The 19,942-nt window shown below is 62.6% G+C and carries 18 protein-coding genes; 8 read left to right on the plus strand and 10 right to left on the minus strand.

What is annotated here, in order from left to right:
* Positions 1–111: 111 nt before the first annotated feature.
* The 5 genes from FKL89_RS17145 to FKL89_RS17165 are packed head-to-tail and all read right to left on the minus strand — an operon-like array spanning position 112 to position 4,428.
* The gene (locus FKL89_RS17145) at positions 112–1,728 is read right to left on the minus strand and encodes a GMC family oxidoreductase (RefSeq protein ID WP_156863952.1); all 1,617 of its coding nucleotides are present in this window, start codon (positions 1,726–1,728) and stop codon (positions 112–114) included.
* 20 nt (positions 1,729–1,748) lie between these two features.
* Positions 1,749–2,234, minus strand: coding sequence for a GNAT family N-acetyltransferase (locus tag FKL89_RS17150; RefSeq protein WP_156863953.1), 486 nt, complete (start codon positions 2,232–2,234; stop codon positions 1,749–1,751).
* Positions 2,231–2,893, minus strand: coding sequence for an SPOR domain-containing protein (locus FKL89_RS17155; RefSeq protein WP_156863954.1), 663 nt, complete (start codon positions 2,891–2,893; stop codon positions 2,231–2,233). The genes FKL89_RS17150 and FKL89_RS17155 overlap by 4 nt, the downstream gene beginning before the upstream one ends.
* A gap of 19 nt (positions 2,894–2,912) precedes the next feature.
* On the minus strand, positions 2,913–3,653 hold the full coding sequence (locus FKL89_RS17160) for a type III pantothenate kinase (RefSeq protein ID WP_162527565.1): 741 nt from the start codon (positions 3,651–3,653) through the stop codon (positions 2,913–2,915).
* Positions 3,637–4,428, minus strand: coding sequence for a biotin--[acetyl-CoA-carboxylase] ligase (locus tag FKL89_RS17165; RefSeq protein ID WP_156863956.1), 792 nt, complete (start codon positions 4,426–4,428; stop codon positions 3,637–3,639). Before FKL89_RS17165 ends, FKL89_RS17160 begins: the two co-directional genes overlap by 17 nt.
* 306 nt (positions 4,429–4,734) lie before the next feature.
* Between FKL89_RS17165 and FKL89_RS17170 the strand changes: the two genes are divergently transcribed.
* The 7 genes from FKL89_RS17170 to FKL89_RS17200 all read left to right on the plus strand — a co-directional run bounded on the left by FKL89_RS17170 (position 4,735) and on the right by FKL89_RS17200 (position 12,776).
* A complete protein-coding gene (locus FKL89_RS17170) occupies positions 4,735–6,705 on the plus strand; it encodes an AMP-dependent synthetase/ligase (protein WP_156863957.1) in 1,971 nt (656 codons plus the stop codon).
* Positions 6,702–7,487 (plus strand): ABC transporter ATP-binding protein, encoded by a 786-nt coding sequence (locus tag FKL89_RS17175; RefSeq protein ID WP_156863958.1) that lies wholly within the window; start codon positions 6,702–6,704, stop codon positions 7,485–7,487. The genes FKL89_RS17170 and FKL89_RS17175 overlap by 4 nt, the downstream gene beginning before the upstream one ends.
* Complete coding sequence (locus FKL89_RS17180) at positions 7,487–8,383, plus strand: branched-chain amino acid ABC transporter permease (RefSeq protein ID WP_156863959.1); 897 nt, start codon at positions 7,487–7,489, stop codon at positions 8,381–8,383. Before FKL89_RS17175 ends, FKL89_RS17180 begins: the two co-directional genes overlap by 1 nt.
* A gap of 57 nt (positions 8,384–8,440) precedes the next feature.
* A complete protein-coding gene (locus tag FKL89_RS17185; RefSeq protein ID WP_156863960.1) occupies positions 8,441–9,499 on the plus strand; it encodes a branched-chain amino acid ABC transporter permease in 1,059 nt (352 codons plus the stop codon).
* A gap of 67 nt (positions 9,500–9,566) precedes the next feature.
* Positions 9,567–10,886: an ABC transporter substrate-binding protein gene (locus tag FKL89_RS17190; protein WP_156863961.1), complete on the plus strand. Its 1,320-nt coding sequence runs from the start codon at positions 9,567–9,569 to the stop codon at positions 10,884–10,886.
* Positions 10,887–11,089: 203 nt separating this feature from the next.
* Positions 11,090–11,893 carry an ABC transporter ATP-binding protein gene (locus tag FKL89_RS17195; RefSeq protein ID WP_156863962.1) on the plus strand — a complete coding sequence of 268 codons (804 nt, stop codon included), beginning with the start codon at positions 11,090–11,092 and terminating at the stop codon, positions 11,891–11,893.
* Between the two features lie 592 nt (positions 11,894–12,485).
* Positions 12,486–12,776: a hypothetical protein gene (locus tag FKL89_RS17200; RefSeq protein ID WP_156863963.1), complete on the plus strand. Its 291-nt coding sequence runs from the start codon at positions 12,486–12,488 to the stop codon at positions 12,774–12,776.
* A gap of 121 nt (positions 12,777–12,897) precedes the next feature.
* Here FKL89_RS17200 and FKL89_RS17205 read toward each other — a convergent pair whose 3' ends face one another.
* The 4 genes from FKL89_RS17205 to FKL89_RS17220 form a co-directional block, all read right to left on the minus strand.
* Positions 12,898–14,154, minus strand: a complete 1,257-nt coding sequence (locus FKL89_RS17205; RefSeq protein ID WP_156863964.1) for a TPM domain-containing protein — start codon at positions 14,152–14,154, stop codon at positions 12,898–12,900.
* Between the two features lie 61 nt (positions 14,155–14,215).
* On the minus strand, positions 14,216–15,034 hold the full coding sequence (locus FKL89_RS20265; RefSeq protein WP_181955206.1) for a hypothetical protein: 819 nt from the start codon (positions 15,032–15,034) through the stop codon (positions 14,216–14,218).
* A gap of 237 nt (positions 15,035–15,271) precedes the next feature.
* Positions 15,272–16,279, minus strand: a complete 1,008-nt coding sequence (locus FKL89_RS17215; protein ID WP_156863965.1) for a 2-dehydropantoate 2-reductase — start codon at positions 16,277–16,279, stop codon at positions 15,272–15,274.
* Positions 16,276–17,685: an FAD-binding oxidoreductase gene (locus FKL89_RS17220; protein ID WP_156863966.1), complete on the minus strand. Its 1,410-nt coding sequence runs from the start codon at positions 17,683–17,685 to the stop codon at positions 16,276–16,278. The genes FKL89_RS17215 and FKL89_RS17220 overlap by 4 nt, the downstream gene beginning before the upstream one ends.
* Before the next feature lie 311 nt (positions 17,686–17,996).
* On the opposite strand from FKL89_RS17220, the gene FKL89_RS17225 reads away from it, so the two are divergent.
* Complete coding sequence (locus FKL89_RS17225; protein ID WP_156863967.1) at positions 17,997–19,343, plus strand: sensor domain-containing protein; 1,347 nt, start codon at positions 17,997–17,999, stop codon at positions 19,341–19,343.
* Here FKL89_RS17225 and FKL89_RS17230 read toward each other — a convergent pair.
* Positions 19,340–19,879, minus strand: coding sequence for an O-acetyl-ADP-ribose deacetylase (locus FKL89_RS17230; RefSeq protein WP_238363407.1), 540 nt, complete (start codon positions 19,877–19,879; stop codon positions 19,340–19,342). The genes FKL89_RS17225 and FKL89_RS17230 overlap by 4 nt on opposite strands.
* Positions 19,880–19,942 lie beyond the last annotated feature (63 nt).

Raw genomic sequence — 19,942 nt, forward strand, 5'->3', positions numbered from 1 at the left:
TCTCTGTGACTTTGCGCCGTGGGATCAAACTTCGCCGTGATCGCTGCGGTGGTCGTTCGCTCCAACCCTGAAATTGACTGGGTGTGCCGGCCGATCGCGGCGTAGCCGCTCCTACAGTGCGTGCAGGTTATCGGCCTTGATCATGTCGGCCGCTTTCTCCGCGATCATCACCACCGGAGCGTTGGTGTTGCCCGACACCAGCATGGGCATGATCGAACAGTCGATCACTCGCAGTCCGGCAACGCCGCGCACGCGCAGGCGGGTGTCGACCACGCCCATCGGGTCATCCGCCGGGGCCATCTTGCAGGTGCCGCTGGGGTGAAAGATGGTGGCGCCGTACTGCCGCGCGAAGGCGAGCACTTCGTCGTCGCTCTCGGCGCTGTCGCCGGGGCGGTATTCCTCGCCAATCAGCGATTGCAGCGCCTGCGTTCGGGCGAGTTTGCGGGCGAAGCGGACGGACGCAATGGCGCAGCGGATGTCTGTCTCGCGCGACAGATAGTTCGAGTGCATCGCCGGCGGCAACAGCGGATCGGTGGATTTGAGCCTGATCTCGCCGCGCGACTCGGGGCGCAACTGGCACACCGAGAATGTGCAGCCGCTCCACGGGTGCGTGGGCGCGCCGGCCATCTCTGCCGACAGCGTAGCGAAGTGAAACTGGATGTCCGGCGTCGCTGACTCCGGCAAGACACGTGTGAACATGCCGCCGTGATTGATGCCGATCGCCAGCGGTCCAGCGCGACGCGTGATCCACTTCCAGCCCATCTCGAACTTGCGCCAGCTGCTCTGCAGGTCATCGTTGGTGGTGATCGGCTTTTTAACCTTGAACATCAGGCGCAACTGCAGATGGTCCTGCATGTTTTGGCCGACACCTGGCAGTGCCTGTCGAATGGCGATGCCCTGCTCGCGCAGATGCGCCTCCGGCCCGATGCCGGAGAGCATCAGCAACTGCGGGCTTTGCAGCGCCCCCGCCGTCAGCAGCACCTCGCGGTTGGCGCGCAGGGTAATGGTCTTGCCGTGCTGCACATACTCCACACCCACGGCGCGGGCGCCCTCGAACAGCACGCGCGTCACCTGCGCATTGACCTCGGTGCGCAGGTTTTTGCGCTTCTGCGCCGGGCGCAGATAGGCCACCGCCGTGGAGCAGCGCCAGCCGTTTTTGGTGAACAGCTGGTAGTAGCCCACGCCCTCCTGATCACCGCTGTTGAAGTCGATGGTGCGCGGCACGCCAAGCTCCTCGCCAGCGGCGGCGATCGCATCCATCAGCGGATGTGGCTCGGGAATGGTGGTGCCCCACAACGGGCCACCCTGCCCGTGCGTGCCATTGGCAACCAGCCTGGCGTCGCTGTTGTGCTCGCTCTTGATGAAGTATGGCAACACTTCGCGCCACGACCAGCCGTTGTTGCCGGCCTCGCTCCAGCGGTCGTAGTCAGCCGACTGGCCACGAATGTAGATAAGCCCATTGATCGACGACGATCCGCCCAGCCCGCGACCGCGCGGCCAGTAGATCTTGCGACCATTCATGTTCGCGTCCGGCTCGGTGTAGTAGCCGTAGTTGTAGACCGGGTGGAACATCGTCTTGGCATAGCCAATCGGAATGTGAATCCACAGATAGTTGTCGCGCGGGCCAGCCTCAAGCAGACAAATCGAATTGCGGCCGTCCTCGGACAGGCGGTTGGCAAGCACGCAGCCGGCGGTGCCGGCGCCGACGATGATGTAGTCAGGATTCATGGAAAGGAAGTGACGTGCGGTTACGCGGCGGGCACAAGATCGAGCGCCATGTACAGCACATCAGGTTCAGGGTTGTGGATGTAGGGCTCGCATTCGACGAACCCAAGTGTTCGATAGAGCGATATTGCCGCAGGCATGCGGCCACGCAGGGTGTCGAGTTTCATTCGAACATAACCTGCGTCACGCGCGAAAGCGATCGCCGTGGTCGCCAGCGTGCGCCCAAGGCCGCTGCCCTGAGTGCCGGGTTCCACCCACAGACGCTTCATTTCGCAATCGCTCGCGTCAATCGGACGCACGGCGATCACGCCTTTGGCAGCGCCTTCGCCATCGCGGGCTAGCCACAGCTGGCCCGCCGGAGGCACATATTTGCCGGGCAATGCGGCAAGCTCGGCGTCGAAATTCTGAAAGCAGAGGTTGACACCGGTCCATTCCGCATAGCGTCGCATCAGAGCGCGGGCGTCTTCAAGATCAGCTCCCGTCTGCGCCGGCGCGACGCGCCAGGTCATCCCTTGGCCTCCGGGCAGGCGCCCGTGTTGACCGTGCTGCCGGCAATCTGCGACTTCAGTTCTTCCAGTTTGCTGACTGTGGCCTGGGTGGGTTCTCGCAGCACGATCATCGTCTGCGAGACGGTCTGTTCGCGCTGCCGGTAAGTGGCGGTCTTGATGCCATGCGCTTTCACGTCAGCCAGGCGTGCATCGGCCGCTTCCTTGCTGCGAAAGGCACCCAGCGAGATGGCGAAATTCCACTGCCCGCTTTCCTGAACGATGACGCCGTCGTTGACGTTGTTCTTTTTCAGTTCGGCGAGCGCCCGCTCGGCCGATGGCTTGTTGGGCTTCGGCGGGATATAGATCCAGTGTTCGGCGGTAACGTCGACGCGGCGGGTTGACAGTGTCCGGCCAAGCGCCAGCGGCTCCAGCAGTTTGACCGCGCGACCGCGATCCGACTCCGCAAATGGCCCCCATTCGGCACAAGCGAGTGTCAATTGCGCGACCTTGGCCGGCCCTAGTTTGGCGACCTGCTGGGCACTCAACACCTTCACCAGCTCGGGGTTGACCGGCTTGTAGCGATCGGCGCTGGCTTGCGCCGCACTGTTCATGCGGTCGACATAGGCGTAAGCGAAGAGCGCTGCGTTGGCCAGCAGCAGGAAGATAAACAGCTTTTTCATTGCAAGGACGGTGAACTGCTCACGATTCTGCCAGCAGTCGCACCCCTTCCAGTACCAGCGAGTCGATCACCGAGTTTCCTTCGGGGAGGTGTGCCAGCAGACGATAGGCACTGCCACCGGTCAGGATGATGCGCGGTGTCAGCCGCGAGCCGCGCTCACGCAGCCGTTGCGTCAACCGCATGTGCCCGCGCTCAATGGCGCCGACCATCGCGTCAATGGCACCGGTGGCAAGCGCATCGCGGGTGTTGGTCGGTTGTGCGGCCCAGTCGCCCGCATCCACCGACAGCGCCGCTGTATTGCCGGCCAAGCCACCGAGCATGGCGTGATAGCCAGCAACGATGGCGCCGCCGAGGAACTGGCCGTTATCGTCAAGCTGATCGACGGTGAGTGCCGTGCCAGCGCACGCCACGATACAGGGCGCGTGGCCACGCTGCCATGCTGCCACCATCGCGGCCCAGCGGTCGGTGCCGAGCCGCGCCGGGTCATCGTAACCATTGCGTACGCCGCACGCCGAGGCGCTGGACGCCACCCATTGCACCGTGCGGCCGAGGGCGGCGAATTGCCGCTCAACCCGCTCTTTCGACACCAGATTGGCCACATGGCTGCCGACCACACGCTCGGGCACGCGTGCCGCGAAACCCGCACGCTCGACGAAGTGCTCCACTTCGGCCAGAAAGATCGCGCCACGGGCGCCGATCTGTCCATTGTGGAATTCAGCCCACTTCAGTCGCGTATTGCCGATATCAAGAACGAGCAGCACGTACGGATACCTCCCCGGAGACGAGTGTATGCAATCCCCAGTCGCTGGCCAGCACTAGCGCACCGCGCGACGTAACGTCGGTCACGTGCCCCTGCAACTCGCTGCCATCCGGCAACTTTGCCGTCAACGGCGCATCACCGTAGGCGCGCGCCCGCCACCATGCATTGCGGAATGCCGCGAAGCCATCCTGCGCGAAACGGGCAAGACCGATGTCGTAATGCACCAGCAGGGTTTCCAGCAGCGCATCTCGCTCAAATTTGGCGCTGATCAGGTCGTCAAGGCAGACCGGTTGCAGCGCGCCGGGTGAAAGCGTTGCTGCCGGCACCGAGCGCAGGTTCAGCCCGACACCAATGACGGCTGTGCGAGTTCCGTCACCACTGGCAACGGTTTCGATCAATATGCCGCCAAGCTTGCCCAAGGTTGGCGGCGCATCGTCGGATTCTTGTGCGAGTACGGGCGCTGGCGCCAGGATGTCGTTCGGCCATTTCAGGCGCAAATCGGCGATGCCGAGCGACTGCAAGGCGTCAAGCGTCATCACGCCCACCGCCAGACTGAGCCCGTCCAGCGCGCAGCCGCGATGAAACTGCCAGGCAAGACTGAACAGGAGCGCGGCGCCCGGTGCCGCCAGCCATTGCCGCCCGCGTTGACCGCGTCCAGCAGTTTGTACGTCGGCGACGAGGCATCGGCGGTGGCAAGCGCCGGCCAGCGCCATCTGCTGCAGCCGCGAATTGGTTGAGTCAACCGTCGCTAGATGTTCAATCTGAAAACCGGGCATGTCGTCAATTCTGTACCGTCCATGGCGACGGATCGGCGCCCCTCGTCGTACAACCGGAGACACGGAAATGCGCCTCCGCCGGCATTCATTAGTGATAACCCTAACGCTCAAGTCTTATATAAGACTTAAACTTATTTTATTCCCGACCCTGCGGTCGGTTTTGTTTGCGCGGTCATTTTGTCGTTGTGCGCTGCACGACTGCTAAATTGTCAGCGCACAAAAAGAATGGCGGACAACGCGATGATGCTGTGCATCAAGCGTAGTCCGAAAGAACTGGTCAGCGGTGTCGAGGAGGATCGCCCTGTCATGTCTGTAGTTTCTGGTGCTCCTGGCACAGCTACGCCCGATACCTTTCCGCGCCTGCTGCTGCAGCATGCTGCGGTTCGCCCGGATGCGCCCGCGCTGCGCGAAAAGTATCTCGGAATCTGGCAAAGCTGGACGTGGCGGCAAACCGCGACGGAAGTTCGCGAAATGGCGATGGGTCTGGCTTCGCTCGGGTTTCGGCGTGGCGACAATCTCGCCATCATCGGCGACAACCGGCCGCGGCTCTACATGGCCTTCGCCGCCGCGCAGTCACTCGGCGGCGTCGCGGTACCGATGTATCAGGATGCCGTCGCTGCCGAAATGACCTTTGTGCTTGAAAACGCCACGATCCAGTTCGCTATCGTCGAGGATCAGGAGCAGGTCGACAAACTGCTGGAGGCACGCGAGACGCTGCCGCAGATCGGCCACATCATCTACGAAGACCCACGTGGCCTGCGCAATTACGACGCGCCGGGGCTGATCAGCCTAGAGCAACTGCGTGAGCTCGGACGCAAGTCCGATGCTGCCAACGCTGGCCGCTTCGATCAGGAAGTCGCACAGGGAAAGGCCGACGATGTATCGGTCATGCTCTATACCTCGGGCACCACCGGTAAACCCAAAGGCGTTTGTCAGAGCCATCGCGCCTTCATCACGGCAGCGCAGGGCGGTGTCGAGTTCGACCGGCTCAGCGCCGACGACAACGTGCTCTCGTATCTGCCAATGGCCTGGGTGGGCGATCACCTGTTCAGCTATGCACAGGCACTGGTCGCCGGGTTCACGGTGAACTGCCCGGAATCAGCCGACACCGTGATGACTGACTTGCGTGAGATCGGACCGACCTACTACTTCGCGCCGCCGCGCATTTTCGAGAGCGTGCTGACCAGCCTCAGCATCCGCATGGAAGACGCGAGCCGCCTGAAACAGCGCATGTATGACTACTTCATGCGCGTGGCCCGAAAATTCGGCGCCGACATCCTCGATGGCCGCCCGGTGCCTCTCACCGGGCGCCTGCTCTACGCGCTGGGCAATGTGCTTGTCTACGGGCCGCTGAAAAACACGCTCGGCATGAGCCGCATCCGCATCGCGTATACGGCGGGCGCTGCCATCGGGCCGGACCTGTTCCGCTTCTACCGCTCGATCGGCATCAATCTCAAGCAACTCTACGGCTCCACCGAGACCTGCGCCTATGTCTGCCTGCAGCCGGACGGCGAAATCAAGTTCGACAGCGTCGGCAAGGCGGCGCCAGGGGTCGAGGTGAAGATTGCCGACAATGGCGAAGTGCTGGTGCGCGGCGCGATGGTGCTCAAGGAGTACTACAAGCGGCCCGACGCCACGGCCGAGTCGATCGACAGCGCGGGCTACTTCCATACCGGCGATGCCGGTGTGTTTGACGCCGATGGCCACCTGAAAATCATTGACCGCGCCAAGGACGTGGGCCATCTCTCGACGGGCGAAATGTTTGCGCCGAATTACATCGAGAACAAGCTCAAATTTTTCTCGCATATCAAGGAGGCGGTCTGCTTTGGTCATCAGCGTGACCACGTCGTCGCCTTCATCAACATCGACCTCACGGCGGTCGGCAACTGGGCCGAGCGGCGCAACCTGGTGTATTCCGGCTACATTGATCTTGCCGGCAAGGACGAGGTGTACGCCCTCATCAAGGATTGTGTCGAGAAGGTCAACGCCGAACTGGCCACCGAGGGCGAGCTGTCGCATTCGCAGATCCAGCGCTTCCTCGTGCTGCACAAGGAGCTCGACCCCGATGACGACGAGCTGACCCGCACCCGCAAGGTACGTCGCGGCTTCATCGCCGAGAAGTACGCCCCGCTGCTCGACGCGCTTTACTCCGACAAAACCGTGCAGCACATCGAAACCCAGGTGAAATTTGAAGACGGCCGCACCGGCAGCATCGCTGCCGATGTCAAGATCGGCGACGCCCGCCGTCTGCCCATGTCCGACAAGGCGGCTGCATGAGTGAAGCACGCAAGATCGGGGACGTGATCCTCAAGGTCGACAACATCTCGCTGCGCTTTGGCGGCGTGAAGGCGCTGACCGACATTTCGTTTGACGTGCGCGAACATGAGATTCGCGCCATCATCGGCCCGAACGGTGCCGGCAAGAGCTCCATGCTCAATGTCATCAACGGCGTCTACACACCGCAGGAAGGGACCATCACCTTCCACGGCCAGCAGCGCCGTGACATGGACACCCACGAGGCAGCTGAGCACGGCATTGCCCGGACCTTCCAGAACATCGCGCTGTTCACCGGCATGACGGTGCTCGACAACATCATGACCGGCCGCAATCTGAAGATCAAGGCCAGCTTTGTTGAGCAGGCGCTGTGGATCGGTCGGGCCCGCCGCGAGGAAATGGAAAATCGCCGCGTGGTCGAAGAGATCATCGACTTCCTGCAACTGCAATCGGTGCGCAAGACGCCAGTGGCACGACTGCCCTACGGTATCAAGAAGCGCGTTGAGCTGGCGCGCGCGCTGGCGGCAGAGCCGTCGATGCTGCTGCTCGACGAGCCGATGGCCGGCATGAACGTCGAGGAGAAGCAGGACATGTGCCGCTTCGTACTCGACACCAACGAGCAGTTCGGCACCACCATCGTTCTGATCGAGCACGACATGGGCGTGGTGATGGACATTTCGGACCGCGTGGTGGTGCTCGATTACGGCAAGAAGATCGGCGACGGCACGCCGGACGAGGTTCGCAACAATCCCGAGGTCATCAAGGCCTACCTGGGGGCGCACTGATGCAATTTTTCTTTGAAGTTCTCATCGCCGGCCTGCTATCCGGCGTAATGTATGCCCTGGTGGCGCTGGGCTTCGTGCTGATCTACAAGGCGTCCGGCGTGTTCAATTTCGCCCAGGGTGCCATGGTGTTCTTCGCAGCGCTGACGACCGTTGGCCTGCAGGAGAAATTTGGCTTTTCGATCTGGGTGGCGATCCCGGTGACGATGGTGGTGATGGTGGCGCTCGGCTTCGTCACCGAGCGCATCGTGCTGCGACCACTGGTGAACCAGCACGACATCACGTTGTTCATGGCGACCATCGGTCTGACCTTTTTCATCGAAGGATTGGCGCAGCTGGTCTGGGGCTCCGAGGTTCGCAAGCTCGAACTTGGCATCGCCGATGAGCCGATCGAAGCGATCATGAACAGCACCGGCATGGTGGTGTCGAAGTTCGACGTCACCGCAGCGGTGATCTGCGGTGCGCTGGTCGCCGCACTGGCGTTCCTGTTCAACAAGACCAAGATCGGTCGCGCCCTGCGTGCGGTCGCTGACGATCATCAGGCGGCACTGACCGTGGGCATTCCGCTGCAGCACGTGTGGGGCGTGGTCTGGGCGGTCGCGGGCTTTGTCGCACTGGTCGCCGGTCTGCTGTGGGGCGCGCGCAACGGCGTGCAGTTCGCGTTGACCTTCGTCGCCCTGAAGGCGCTGCCGGTGCTCATCCTCGGTGGCTTCACTTCGGTGCCAGGTGCCATTGTCGGCGGCCTGATCATTGGCGCCAGCGAAAAACTGGCGGAGGTCTACCTCGGGCCAATGGTGGGCGGCGGCATCGAAGGCTGGTTCCCCTATGTGCTCGCACTGTTGTTCCTGCTCGTCCGCCCCGAAGGCCTCTTCGGCGAAAAGATCATCCGGAGAATCTGACGTGCGTCCTCAACTTCGTCATTCGTCCTTCGTCACTCGTCTTGCGCGGAGCGCACAATGATTTACCGCGAAGCAGGTCAGTTCAAGACGTCTTACATCAGGGACTCGCAGATTTTCCCGATCGCGCAGGACCGCTATGCGGTGCTGGCAATGCTGCTGGTGGCGTTCGTGGTGGTGCCGATGGTCGCCACGCCGTATGCGTTTTCGGCCATCCTGATCCCGTTCCTGATCTTTGCGCTGGCGACGCTCGGGCTGAACATACTCACCGGTTACGCCGGCCAGCTCTCACTGGGTACAGCGGCATTCATGGCAGTTGGCGCTTTTGCCAGCTACAACTTCATGCTGCGCATTGAAGGCATGCCAATCCTGGTCGCCTTCATCCTCGGTGGTGTCTGTGCAGCGATGGTTGGCATCGTGTTCGGGCTGCCGAGCCTGCGCATCCGCGGCTTCTACCTGGCCGCATCGACGCTTGCGACACAGTTTTTTGTGGTGTGGTGCCTGACCAAGGTGCCATGGTTTACCAACAACAGCTCGTCGGGCGTGATCACCGCGCAGCAGATCGAGATTCTCGGTTTCAAGTTCGATTCACCGCAGGAGAAATATCTGCTGGTGCTGGGCATCGTGGCGGCCATGGCCCTGATGGCCAAGAACATGGTGCGCTCCACGGTCGGCCGCTCGTGGATGGCGGTGCGCGACATGGACGTCGCCGCCGAGGTCATTGGCTTCCGCATCATGCGCACCAAGCTCACGGCCTTCGCCGTCAGCTCGTTCTATTGCGGTGTCGCCGGTGCGCTCTATGCCTACTGTTATCTCGGCACCGTGGAGCCGGAGGCCTACAACCTCGATGTCTCATTCCGCATCCTGTTCATGGTGATCATCGGCGGGGTAGGGTCAATCCTCGGGTCTTTTCTGGGCGCAGCCTTTATCGTGTTGCTACCCATTGTTTTGTCGGTCATCGTGCACTACACCGGCCTGCCGAACTCGGTCACGTCCAACCTTGAACTGATGGTGTTCGGCGCGCTGATCATCTTTTTCCTGATTGTCGAACCACACGGCCTGGCGCGGCTCTGGCAGATCGGGAAAGAGAAGCTTCGCCTGTGGCCGTTCCCGCACTAGTCACTCGGTCCTAATCGTCATCCAGAATCGTTCAACGACACGCTTGCTGTTTCTCCAAGGAGGATTCATGAAATTCAAGCTCACCCGGTTGCTCGCCATGTCGGCGGTTGCAGCCACCACCGCGCTCACCGGCGCGCTTGCCTCGGCGCAAGACCAGTACGTCCCGATCCTGTCCTACCGCGTCGGCGCCTACGCCTCGGGCGGCTCGGGCTTCTTCGGTGGCGTGATCGACTACTTCAACCTGGTCAATGCCAATGGCGGTATCAATGGCGTCAAGCTGTCGTGGGAAGAGTGCGAAACCGAGTACAACGCCTCCCGCGGCGTGGAGTGCTACGAGCGCCTGAAGAAGAACAAGGGCGGCGCCAGCCTTGTCGAGCCACTCGGCACCGGTATCGCCTACGGCATTCTTGACCGCGTCGCGGTCGACAAGGTGCCGATGACCACGCTGGGCTACGGCCGCTCCGACGCTGCCAACGGCAAGGTGTTCCCGTATGTCTACCCGCTGATCACCAGCTACTGGTCACAGGCAGCCGGCATGATCAAGTACCTCGGCGACAAGGCCGGCGGCATGGACAAGCTCAAGGGCAAGAAGATCGTGCATCTCTATCACGACTCTGCCTTCGGCAAGGAGCCGTTCCCGGTGCTTGAAGCCTATGAGAAGCAGCTCGGTTTCCAGCTGGTCAAGATCGCCGTGCCGCACCCCGGCAACGAGCAGAACTCGCAGTGGCTGCAGATCCGTCAGGCCAATCCGGACTACGTGATCCTGTGGGGATGGGGCGTGATGAACGCGGTGGCGATCAAGACCGCCGCCCGCGTCGGCTATCCGCGTGAGAAGATGCTTGGCGTCTGGTGGGCGGGCTCGGAGGAAGACACCATCCCGGCCGGCGATGCTGCCAAGGGCTACACCACGATGACGTTCAATACGCCGGGCAACTATCCGGTGATCGACGAGATCCGCAAGAAGGTCTACGGTGGCGGCAAGGGCAACCTGGCCGACAAGGACCGCATTGGCTCCGTCTATCACATGCGTGGCATCACGGCCGCAATGCTGTGGGTTGAAGGCATCCGCAATGCCCAGACGAAGTACGGCAAGGGCAAAGTGATGACCGGCGAGCAGATCCGCTGGGGCCTGGAGAACCTGAACGTTGACGAAGGCCGCCAGAAGGCGCTCGGCGCGTTCGGCATGTTCCCGACCGTGAAGACCAGCTGCGACGACCACGAAGGTTCCGGCGCCACCAAGGTGCAGGTGTGGGACGGCAAGGCCTGGAAGGCAATCACCCCGAACTGGGTGGTGGGTGACCGCGCAATGGTGCAGAAGCTGGTCGCCGAATCGTCAGCCAAGTACGCTGCCGAAAAGAAGATCACCGCCGCCTGCGCTGCTGGATAGGGGTGCTGCTGCGCGCGCGTGATGCGTCGTTGCCCGCCAGTTCGTGTACACAAGTACGCGTCGCCGGCGGGCGCCTCGCCTGACGCGCGCTCGCGACGCACTGCACGATTGTTCGTGTCAGTGTGTTGCGGAAAACAACCGCCAGGGTTGTTTCCCGCAACATAGTGATCCGTTGAAACTTATCTCGAGTCCGCATCGCAACCATGTCCGCCTATCTCAGCGTCAACAACATCGAAGTCATCTACGACCACGTCATCCTGGTGTTGAAGGGTGTGTCGCTGGACGTGCCGAAGGGCAAGATCGTGGCGCTGCTCGGGGCCAACGGCGCTGGCAAGAGCACCACGCTGAAGGCGATCTCGAACCTGCTGCGCACCGAGCGCGGCGAGGTGACCAAGGGCTCCATTGAGTTCGATGGCCAGCGCACCGACAAGCTGACCACCAACGACCTCGTCCGCATGGGCGTGGTGCAGGTGATGGAAGGCCGCCACTGCTTTGGCCACCTGACGGTTGAGGAGAACCTGCTCACCGGCGCCTACACGCGCAAGCTCTCGCGTGCCGAGCTGAAAGACTCGCTGGAGAAGGTTTATCACTACTTTCCGCGCCTGAAAACGCGGCGGGCGTCACAGGCGGGCTATACGTCTGGCGGTGAACAGCAGATGGTCGCGGTCGGGCGCGCCCTGATGGCGAAACCATCGATGATCCTGCTGGATGAGCCGTCGATGGGTCTGGCGCCGCAAATCGTGGCCGAGATCTTCGAGATCGTGAAGGACTTGAACAGCAAGGAAGGCGTGAGCTTCCTGCTCGCCGAGCAGAACACCAACGTCGCGCTGAAATACGCCGACTACGGCTACATCCTCGAAAGTGGCCGCGTGGTGATGGACGGCGCTGCGTCCGATCTCGCCAGCAATGAAGACGTGAAAGAGTTCTACCTCGGCATCTCATCGGGCGAACGCAAGAGCTTCCGCGACGTCAAGAGCTACCGCCGCCGCAAGCGCTGGCTGGCGTAGTCTGGCTGATCAGCTTGTTGCCGCAAGCCGCATTCAACTTGGGCTAGCAGCGCGAATTTTTGATATGGCTTCAATCTGGCCGCGGGTTTCCGGTATCGGACGATTTTTAAATAATCGAAATATGTAACGATCTAAACCCGGAGCGGCAAGAGCGGCTTTTGGCTACGGCACGAGACTTGCCAACCGCTCAATAGGGCACTAAACCTAGCGCCAGAGCCCCATTCCCAAATGCACCGAAGCCTCCTAGATCGGGCAAGAAGTAAACGAAAGGAGCACGTCAATGAAGCCCGCTAGTGCAGTTGTCTTGAGTCTCGGGCTGATCGTTAGCGGGTGCGGCTCCGTACCGCGCAGCGCTAAGGTACCTGTTACGGAATACTTCGCTGGCGGATTGAGCGATACACAGCTGTGCTCAGTTGCCGCAAATGGCCCGTGGACAGAGGCGGATGGCGTAATTCTGGTTGCCGAATATGAAAAGCGGGTGCGCGCCGGTAGGCTTACGCAGGATCGTTGTCAATCCATTCAAAGACAGGCGCTAATAGACGCTCGCGCTATAGCCAAAGCAAAGGAAGACGGCGCCGCTGCTGGCAGGCTAATGGGCGACATCATTGGTACCGTCATTGGTGCTGCCGCGGTTGGAGCGGCTGGCTACTATGGCGCCAAGGCCGGCGCACCAGCTCCAACCTACCAGATTCCCGCGCCAAGCCCTGTTCCGGCCGCCGTGCCGTATGTACCGCCACCACCGCTGACCAAAATGCTGCTGACCAGGGAGCCGGACACGTATATGACACAGGGCATTTTCATGGTGACGTGTCGCTACGCAGCGTCATCTACCGTGATCCGCGTGCCGATGCACCAGCCGTGCCCGGAGAGCGTGCCGAATTGAGGCGCCTTCATGACGATAGAAAGGACGCTTGTAAGCTTTCTGGATTTGAGGAAAGTCGACTTCTGGCATTTTGAGCGGTCAGCCCATGTTCAGTGGGCATAAAAGTCAATTGTCCGACGCCCTACTCCGACGACCCACCACCACCCGAGTCGCCGCCACCGCCGGAGTCGCTGCCGCCACCGGAATCACCTCCAGAGGAGCTGCTGGAGCTGCTCCATGACGAGTCACTGCTGCTTGACGAGTCGCTGCCGCCGCTGCTGCCGCTGAACGCCCGTACGGCCGACGCTGGCAGAAACGGAATGCTCATCTGGCCAGCCAGCCCCAATGCACCGATGGTGGCGAAAAAGCCGCCGGCAAGGCCGAGCGCGATGTGCTCGGCCCGAAACCAGTAAAGCGCGATCACCGCCGCCATCGCCAGCCACACCACCCACACATAGGGCACCCGTGGCTTCCAGTCAGTCTTCACCTCCTGCTTGCGGCTGGTGCCAGCTCGCGGTGGCACCTCCACCGGCGGCGGATACCGGAAGAACGATACCGCCAGCGCCAGCAATACCACCAGCCACACGCCCGCCGCCATGCGCACCGGATGCGGCCCGGCCGCCCACACGTACGCCGCTGCCGCGAGCGCTGCCAGCACAACGCACACCGCCGCCGCCGTGGCACGCCGGGGTCGTTTGCTGAACACGCCAATCGCGATGAACATCAGGATGAAGTAGATGAAGGCGAGCGCAAACAGTTTGATCTCCGCCGGTGGTACTTCTGCTTCCTTGCGCCCGCTGTGGTCGGGCGTCACGCCGGCCGCAGTCAACGTCTTCTGGATCGCCTGTGCTGCCGCCGTGGCCGCGGCCGTGGCGCCGCCCTGGTCCAGCGCCGGTCTCACCTGCTCACCGAGAATGCGCCGTGCGGTGGCGTCGGGAATCGCGCCTTCGAGCCCGTAACCCACTTGCAGACGCGTCTTGCGCTGCTTGTTGTTCGGCGCCAGCACCAGCACCAGCCCGTCGTCGGCGCCCTTGCGGCCGGGCTTCCAGGTGGTGAACACGCGTTGCGCAAAGTTCTCGATCGGCTCCGGGTCGGTGTGATCGACGATCACGGTGAAGAGCTGGGCACCGGTCGACTGATTGATCTGCCGCGCCAGCCCAACCAGCCGCTCACGGTCAGCGGTGCTGACGCTGCCGGTGGTGTCCACGACATAACCCGCTGCGGCAGGAACGGGCGTCTCGTCATCCGCCCGCGTGCTGGCACATAGCAGCAGCGCCCCGGCAACCAGCAGACCAGCAGGCAGCCACCATGCCTGGCGTCTGCGCTGCCCATCGATGCCGTCCGCCCGTCGCGCGGATGTGGCGACGCTGGCTACCCGAATGCGTGCAAAACAGTTCATGGTTTTTCCCCTCGTTCGCCATCACCAGCGATTGCCCGACATTCGGCGGTCGAGAACGCCGTCACTCCGACGAACCACCGCCGCCGGAATCACCACCGCCCCCGGAATCGCTGCTGCCGGAATCGCCGCCGGAGTCGCTGCTCCAGCCGCTGTCGCCCGAGTAGTAGCTGTCGAACGATCCACTTGATCCCGGCACGCGAGGCCGCGGCATCAGGGCGTACACCATGCTGTTGCAAAGCATCAGCGCAAACACCGCCCACAGCAGCGCCGCGATCACCAGCAACACAATATCGACCTCCGAGGTGCCAACAAACACGATCGCCAGGAAGCCGGCGACCATGCCCAGTCCGCCACGATGCGCCCAGCTCGGGCGGACGCCGCTGTAGCGTGCACTGAATGCATGCTGCGCCCGGCTGCGTAGCTTCTTGTGCCGCTTTGATTTCGGCGGTGGCGGTGGATGCAGTGCCAGCTTGCGCGCCGGCTGAGGTCGCCACGTTGCCCAGGTCAATAGCAGCAGCAGCAAAATCGCCGGCCAGCCCGCGGCCAGCCACGCGCGGGGCGCGCCAACCCCGGCGAACCAGTACAGCGCCGTCATTGCCGCGCAGGCAGCCACGCAAAGCAAGACGCGGGTAAAGATGGACGCGTCCGGCCGGGCGAGCATCAGCATCAACGGCAACACGATCACCAGGTGGATGAAGATTCCCATCAGCAGATAACCGCCAGCGGAACCGGCCGCCAGCGTACCGGGGGTGGTCGGCGCAACGGTGTCGGCCGCACCTGCCAGCGACGCCAGCATGGCCAGACCCATGGCACAAACCACAGCAACACAGCGCCCGCCCCGAACCGTCGCTGCTTCGTCTGACCACGCGATACGTGCCATCGCTTCCCCCGTGTTCCGGGCTGCGCCGTTGCGTCGCAGCCGCGTCCGGTCGCCCTGTGAACGTCCGTGCCCGTGCAGACGCAAACGATCCCTGCACTGCGACGTCAGGGTAGCATCTTTTTCGTCAAAAGCGCAACGACATTGGGCTTGGCACGTGATTTACCACGTTATCGACTTTTCGGTGATTTGGCCAGTAAGCCCTTGTCGAATAAGGGTTTCAGCAAAAAGCTGTCAAGCTCAATAAAGTCCGCGCACTCGCCCGGTGAGCCGTACCAGGCCGAACAGCGCGCTGGTGTAAGGCGTCGGCACACCAACTTTGGCGCCGATTTCGACCACCGCTGCCACCAGCGCATCAAGCTCGATGCTGCGGCCGGCCTCCACGTCCTGCAGCATTGAGGTTTTCATGGCGCCAAGCTTGCGGGTGACGGCATGACGCTCGTCGGGCGATTGCGCGATCGGGATGCCAATCTGCTCGCCGATCGCCTTCGCCTCGCGCATCACCGCAGAGCAGAATTCGCGGGTCAACGGGTCGTCGAGAATCAGATCGGTGGTGGCGCCGGTGATCGCTGACACCGGGTTCATCGTCATGTTGCCCCACAGCTTGAACCAGACATCGCGCTGGATATCCGCGCTCGCTTCGGACTCAAAGCCCGCTGTCGTGAGCGCTGTATGCAACGCCGACAGACGCGCGCTGATGCCGCCCTGCGCAACACTTTGCGCCGCTCCGTCCGGTTCGCCAATGATGAGCCGCGTACCCATCTTGTGCCGGATCAGCCCCGGCGCATCCACCGAACACGCAGCGTGCACCACGCAGCCAATCACGTTGGCCGACGGAATGCTGGCGGCAATCTCACCGGTAGGGTCGATGCTCGCCAGCGCGGTACCGGCGAGCGGGCGGTCGCTGCGCTGGAAAAACCACCACGGCACGCCGTTCATCGCCGTTAGCACTATCGTGTTCGGTCCGATCAGCGGGTTCGCGGCCAGCGCCGCGTCACGCAACCCCTGCGATTTCACGGCGACGATCAGCAGGTCGGGAAATGCGTCCGCCGTGAGATCGCCCGGCTTGTCACTGGCCGCGACTTTTACCGCTGCCGTCTCACCCGCTTCGATCAAGCGCAGCCCTTCGGCGCGAATCGCCGCCAGCGTCGCGCCGCGCGCCAGCACGCTCACCGCATGCCCCGCCTGCGCGAGCTTGACGCCCATCCAGCCGCCGATGGCGCCGGCGCCCAGCACACAAACTCTCATGCGAAATCTCCCAACGCCTTGCCCGGATTCATGATGCCCTGCGGATCAAGCGCCTGCTTGATCGCGTGCATCAGTTTCAGTTCAACGGCTGATTTGTAGCGCGCCGCCTCGCCCCGACGCAGCACACCAAGGCCGTGTTCCGCCGACACCGAGCCGTTGAAGGCGTGCACGGCGTCATGGGTGATGCGGTTGACTGCGCCTTCGATCACTTCGAAGTCCTCGCCGCGTGTGCCCTTTGGCGGCGACACGTTGTAGTGCAAATTGCCGTCACCGAGATGGCCGAACACGATCATGCGAACACCAGGAAACGCTTTGGCAATTGCCGCGTTGGTCTGCGCGACGAAATCGGCGATGCGCGAGACCGGCACCGCAATGTCGTGCTTGATGTTTTTGCCGGCGCGCTGCTGCGCCTCGGTCATGTGCTCACGCAGGCTCCAGAACTCGCGCGACTGCGTCAGGTTGGCGGCAATCGCGGCGTCACTCACCCAGCCCGCTTCCATCGCGTGTTCCAGCAAGCCCTCCAGCGCCACGCGGCCGGCCGCTTCACTATCGGGATCGGAAAGCTCGATCAGCACGGCATCGGTGGCGCGCTCATCCATCGGCCAGCGCAAATGCGGCAGCTGTTCGCCGAGGATGTCGATGCACGGCGGCGTCAGCGCCTCGAACGCGGTGAGTCGTGCGCCGAGTGTGTTCTGCGCGCGTTCGAGCAGCTGCATCGCATGATGCAGCGAGGGCACGGCGGCCCACGCGGTCACCTTCGCCGCCGGCAGCGGGAACAGCTTCACCGTCGCCGCGGTGATGACGCCCAGCGTACCTTCAGCGCCAACGAAAAGATCACGCAAATCGTAGCCAGTGTTGTCCTTGCGCAGGCCGCGCAGGCCGTTCCAGATCTCGCCATCGGCGGTCACCACTTCGAGCCCGAGACAGAGCTCGCGCGCATTGCCGTAGCGCAGCACCGCCACGCCACCGGCATTGGTCGACAGATTGCCGCCAATCGTGCACGAGCCTTCCGCGCCCAGCGACAGCGGAAACAGCCGGTTGGCATCGCGCGCCACGTCCTGCAGGTTTTGCAGAATACAGCCCGCCTCCACGGTCATTGTGTTGTTCAGCGCGTCAACTTCGCGCACGCGGTTCAGCCGCGTCAGCGACAGCAGCAGTGCCCGACCGGAACCGTCCGGCACACAGGCGCCGGACATGCCGGTGTTGCCACCCTGCGGCACGATCGGCACCTGATTGGCGGCACACCAGCGCACGACGGTGGCGACGTCCTCGGAGGTATCGGGCAGCGCCACGGCAATTGCCTTGCCCGTCCAGCGCTTGCGCCAGTCGATCAGGAATGGCGCCATATCGGCGGGGTCGGTCAGCAGGCGGCCAGAAAAGCTGCCTTGAAGGGAGTGGATTGGCATGGAAACTGAAACTGGGAGTGCCGAATTACGTAGCAATGAACTGCGCTGCGGACTGCGGCGCAATATTTGCGTGAAGATGAGCTGATTCTATGGGCTTGATGTGATAATGGCCGAAGCGCGTATCGCCTTGCCAGGCAAGGGTTTGCGGCCGATGACCGGGCGCAGGGCAGACGCGCAGCCGCTGCACGTCATGGCATCGACGAAAAATCAGACCGGGGTCCGCAGTATCGGGACTGTGGCCATCCGCTTGCCAGACCATCGAACTGTCGAACCCGCAACACCGAAAAGGTACGAGGCGCCAGGGAACACGCATGGCTGACACCAGTGAACTGATCAACGACAACGCGCTGCCGGCCCACCTGCCGCGCACGGCGCTGAACGCTGGTCTGTCGTTCGCCTCGCTGGGACGCATTCTCGACCACAATCTGGGCGCCATCGTCTCGCTGCTCGACCTCGACGCACGTCTGCATTACGTCAATGCGCGTTTTGCGAAATCGTTCAACATGACGCCGGCCGAGATGATCGGCAAGTCACTGTTCGATCTCTACACCAAGGAACATACCGACGCTTTCATGCCCTTCATCCGGCGTGCCTTCGCTGGCGAAGAGGTGTACTACGAACGGCTGGGGCCGGTGGTCGGCAGTGCCGGCATCTGGCACACGATTGCTGTCACCCCGTGGCGTGATGACACCGGCCGCATCATCGGCGCGGCGACGTCGTCGATGCGGGTACATGAGCTCAAGGTGAAGGTGGAAGCGCTGCGCGTGGCCAACGAGCGACTGTCTTCGCACTTCGACAACAGCCCGCTGACGGTGCTTGAGTTTGATGGCGCACTGCACATCACGCGCTGCTCGGCGCAAGTCGAATCGCTGCTGGGCATGGCACCAGAGCCGCTGCTTGGCCGCTCGCTGCTGCCCGTCCTTGGTGACGACCGCCAGATGCGACCGCTGGCGGATGCCTTTGCGCGTCTGCAGCAAGGCTTCGAAAGGAGCAACCGCGTCGAGGTCACGCTGACCCATCGCAACGGCGCACCGGTCTACAGCGAGTGGTTCAACTCGGCGCTGACCGACGCCAGCGGCCGGGTCAGCTCGATGATGTCGCTGGTGCAGGACGTGACCACGCGAACCATCGCCGAATTGCAACTGCGCAAGTTTGCAACCCATGACCCGCTGACCGGCCTCTACAACCGCCGCGCCCTCACCGACCGGCTTGAACAGGCAGTCGCACGACGCAAGCGCAACGGCTCGCTGATCGCACTGTTGTTCCTCGATCTCGACGAGTTCAAACTTGTCAACGACCAGCACGGTCACGGTGCCGGTGACGAAGTGCTCTGCGAAGTCGCGCGACGGCTGCTGGCCATTACCCGCGAGGCCGACGTCGTGTCACGCTTCGGTGGCGACGAATTCGTGGTACTCACCGAGACCGATGTGACCTTGCAGTCGATGAATGCACTCGCCCAGCGCATCCTGCGCGCACTTGAACATCCCTGCAATTTCGGCAGTGGTCGCGCCAAAGTCGGCGCCTCCATTGGTGTCGCGCTGTGCCCGGAAAGCATCGGCCACGCCCGCGAGCTGATCCAGTGGGCAGACGACGCAATGTACGAAGCCAAACGCTCCGGCAAGGGGCGGGTGTGTCAGGCGAAGATGGCAGCGGCTTAGACGCTTTCGCTGATCGCGGTATCACCCTCGTTGATAGCCGCGTTGTAGAGCAGCAAGTCATCGTTGGAGAAACAGCAGAAGACCACAGTTTCCAGCCCGTCTGACTGGCGGCACACCGCACGCACGGACGCCACCGCGATGCTTGCCGCCGGCTGCTTCGGGAAGCCATAGATGCCCGTACTGATCGCCGGAAACGCGACGGTGCGCAAGCCATTCGAAAGCGCCACTTCCAGGCAGCGGCGATAGCACGACGGCAGCAGGTCTGCCTCACCATAACCGCCGCCCCGCCAAACCGGCCCGACCGTGTGGATAATGAATCGCGCGGGCAGTCGATATCCGTTAGTGAGTTTGGCATCACCCGTCTTGCATCCGCCCAGCAACCGGCACTCGTGCAGTAACTCCGGCCCTGCAGCGCGATGGATCGCACTATCGACGCCACCACCGCCGAGCAACGACGAGTTGGCTGCGTTGACAATGGCATCGACCGCAAGGGTGGTGATGTCGGCACGAATGGCTGACAACTTGGTACCGGTCACTCCGCCCAGTTGAGCGGTAGGTTCAGGCGAAATCGGTGGCATCGTGCAGCGATAATGCAATTA

The sequence above is a fragment of the Casimicrobium huifangae genome (assembly GCF_009746125.1).
Lineage (GTDB): Bacteria > Pseudomonadota > Gammaproteobacteria > Burkholderiales > Casimicrobiaceae > Casimicrobium > Casimicrobium huifangae.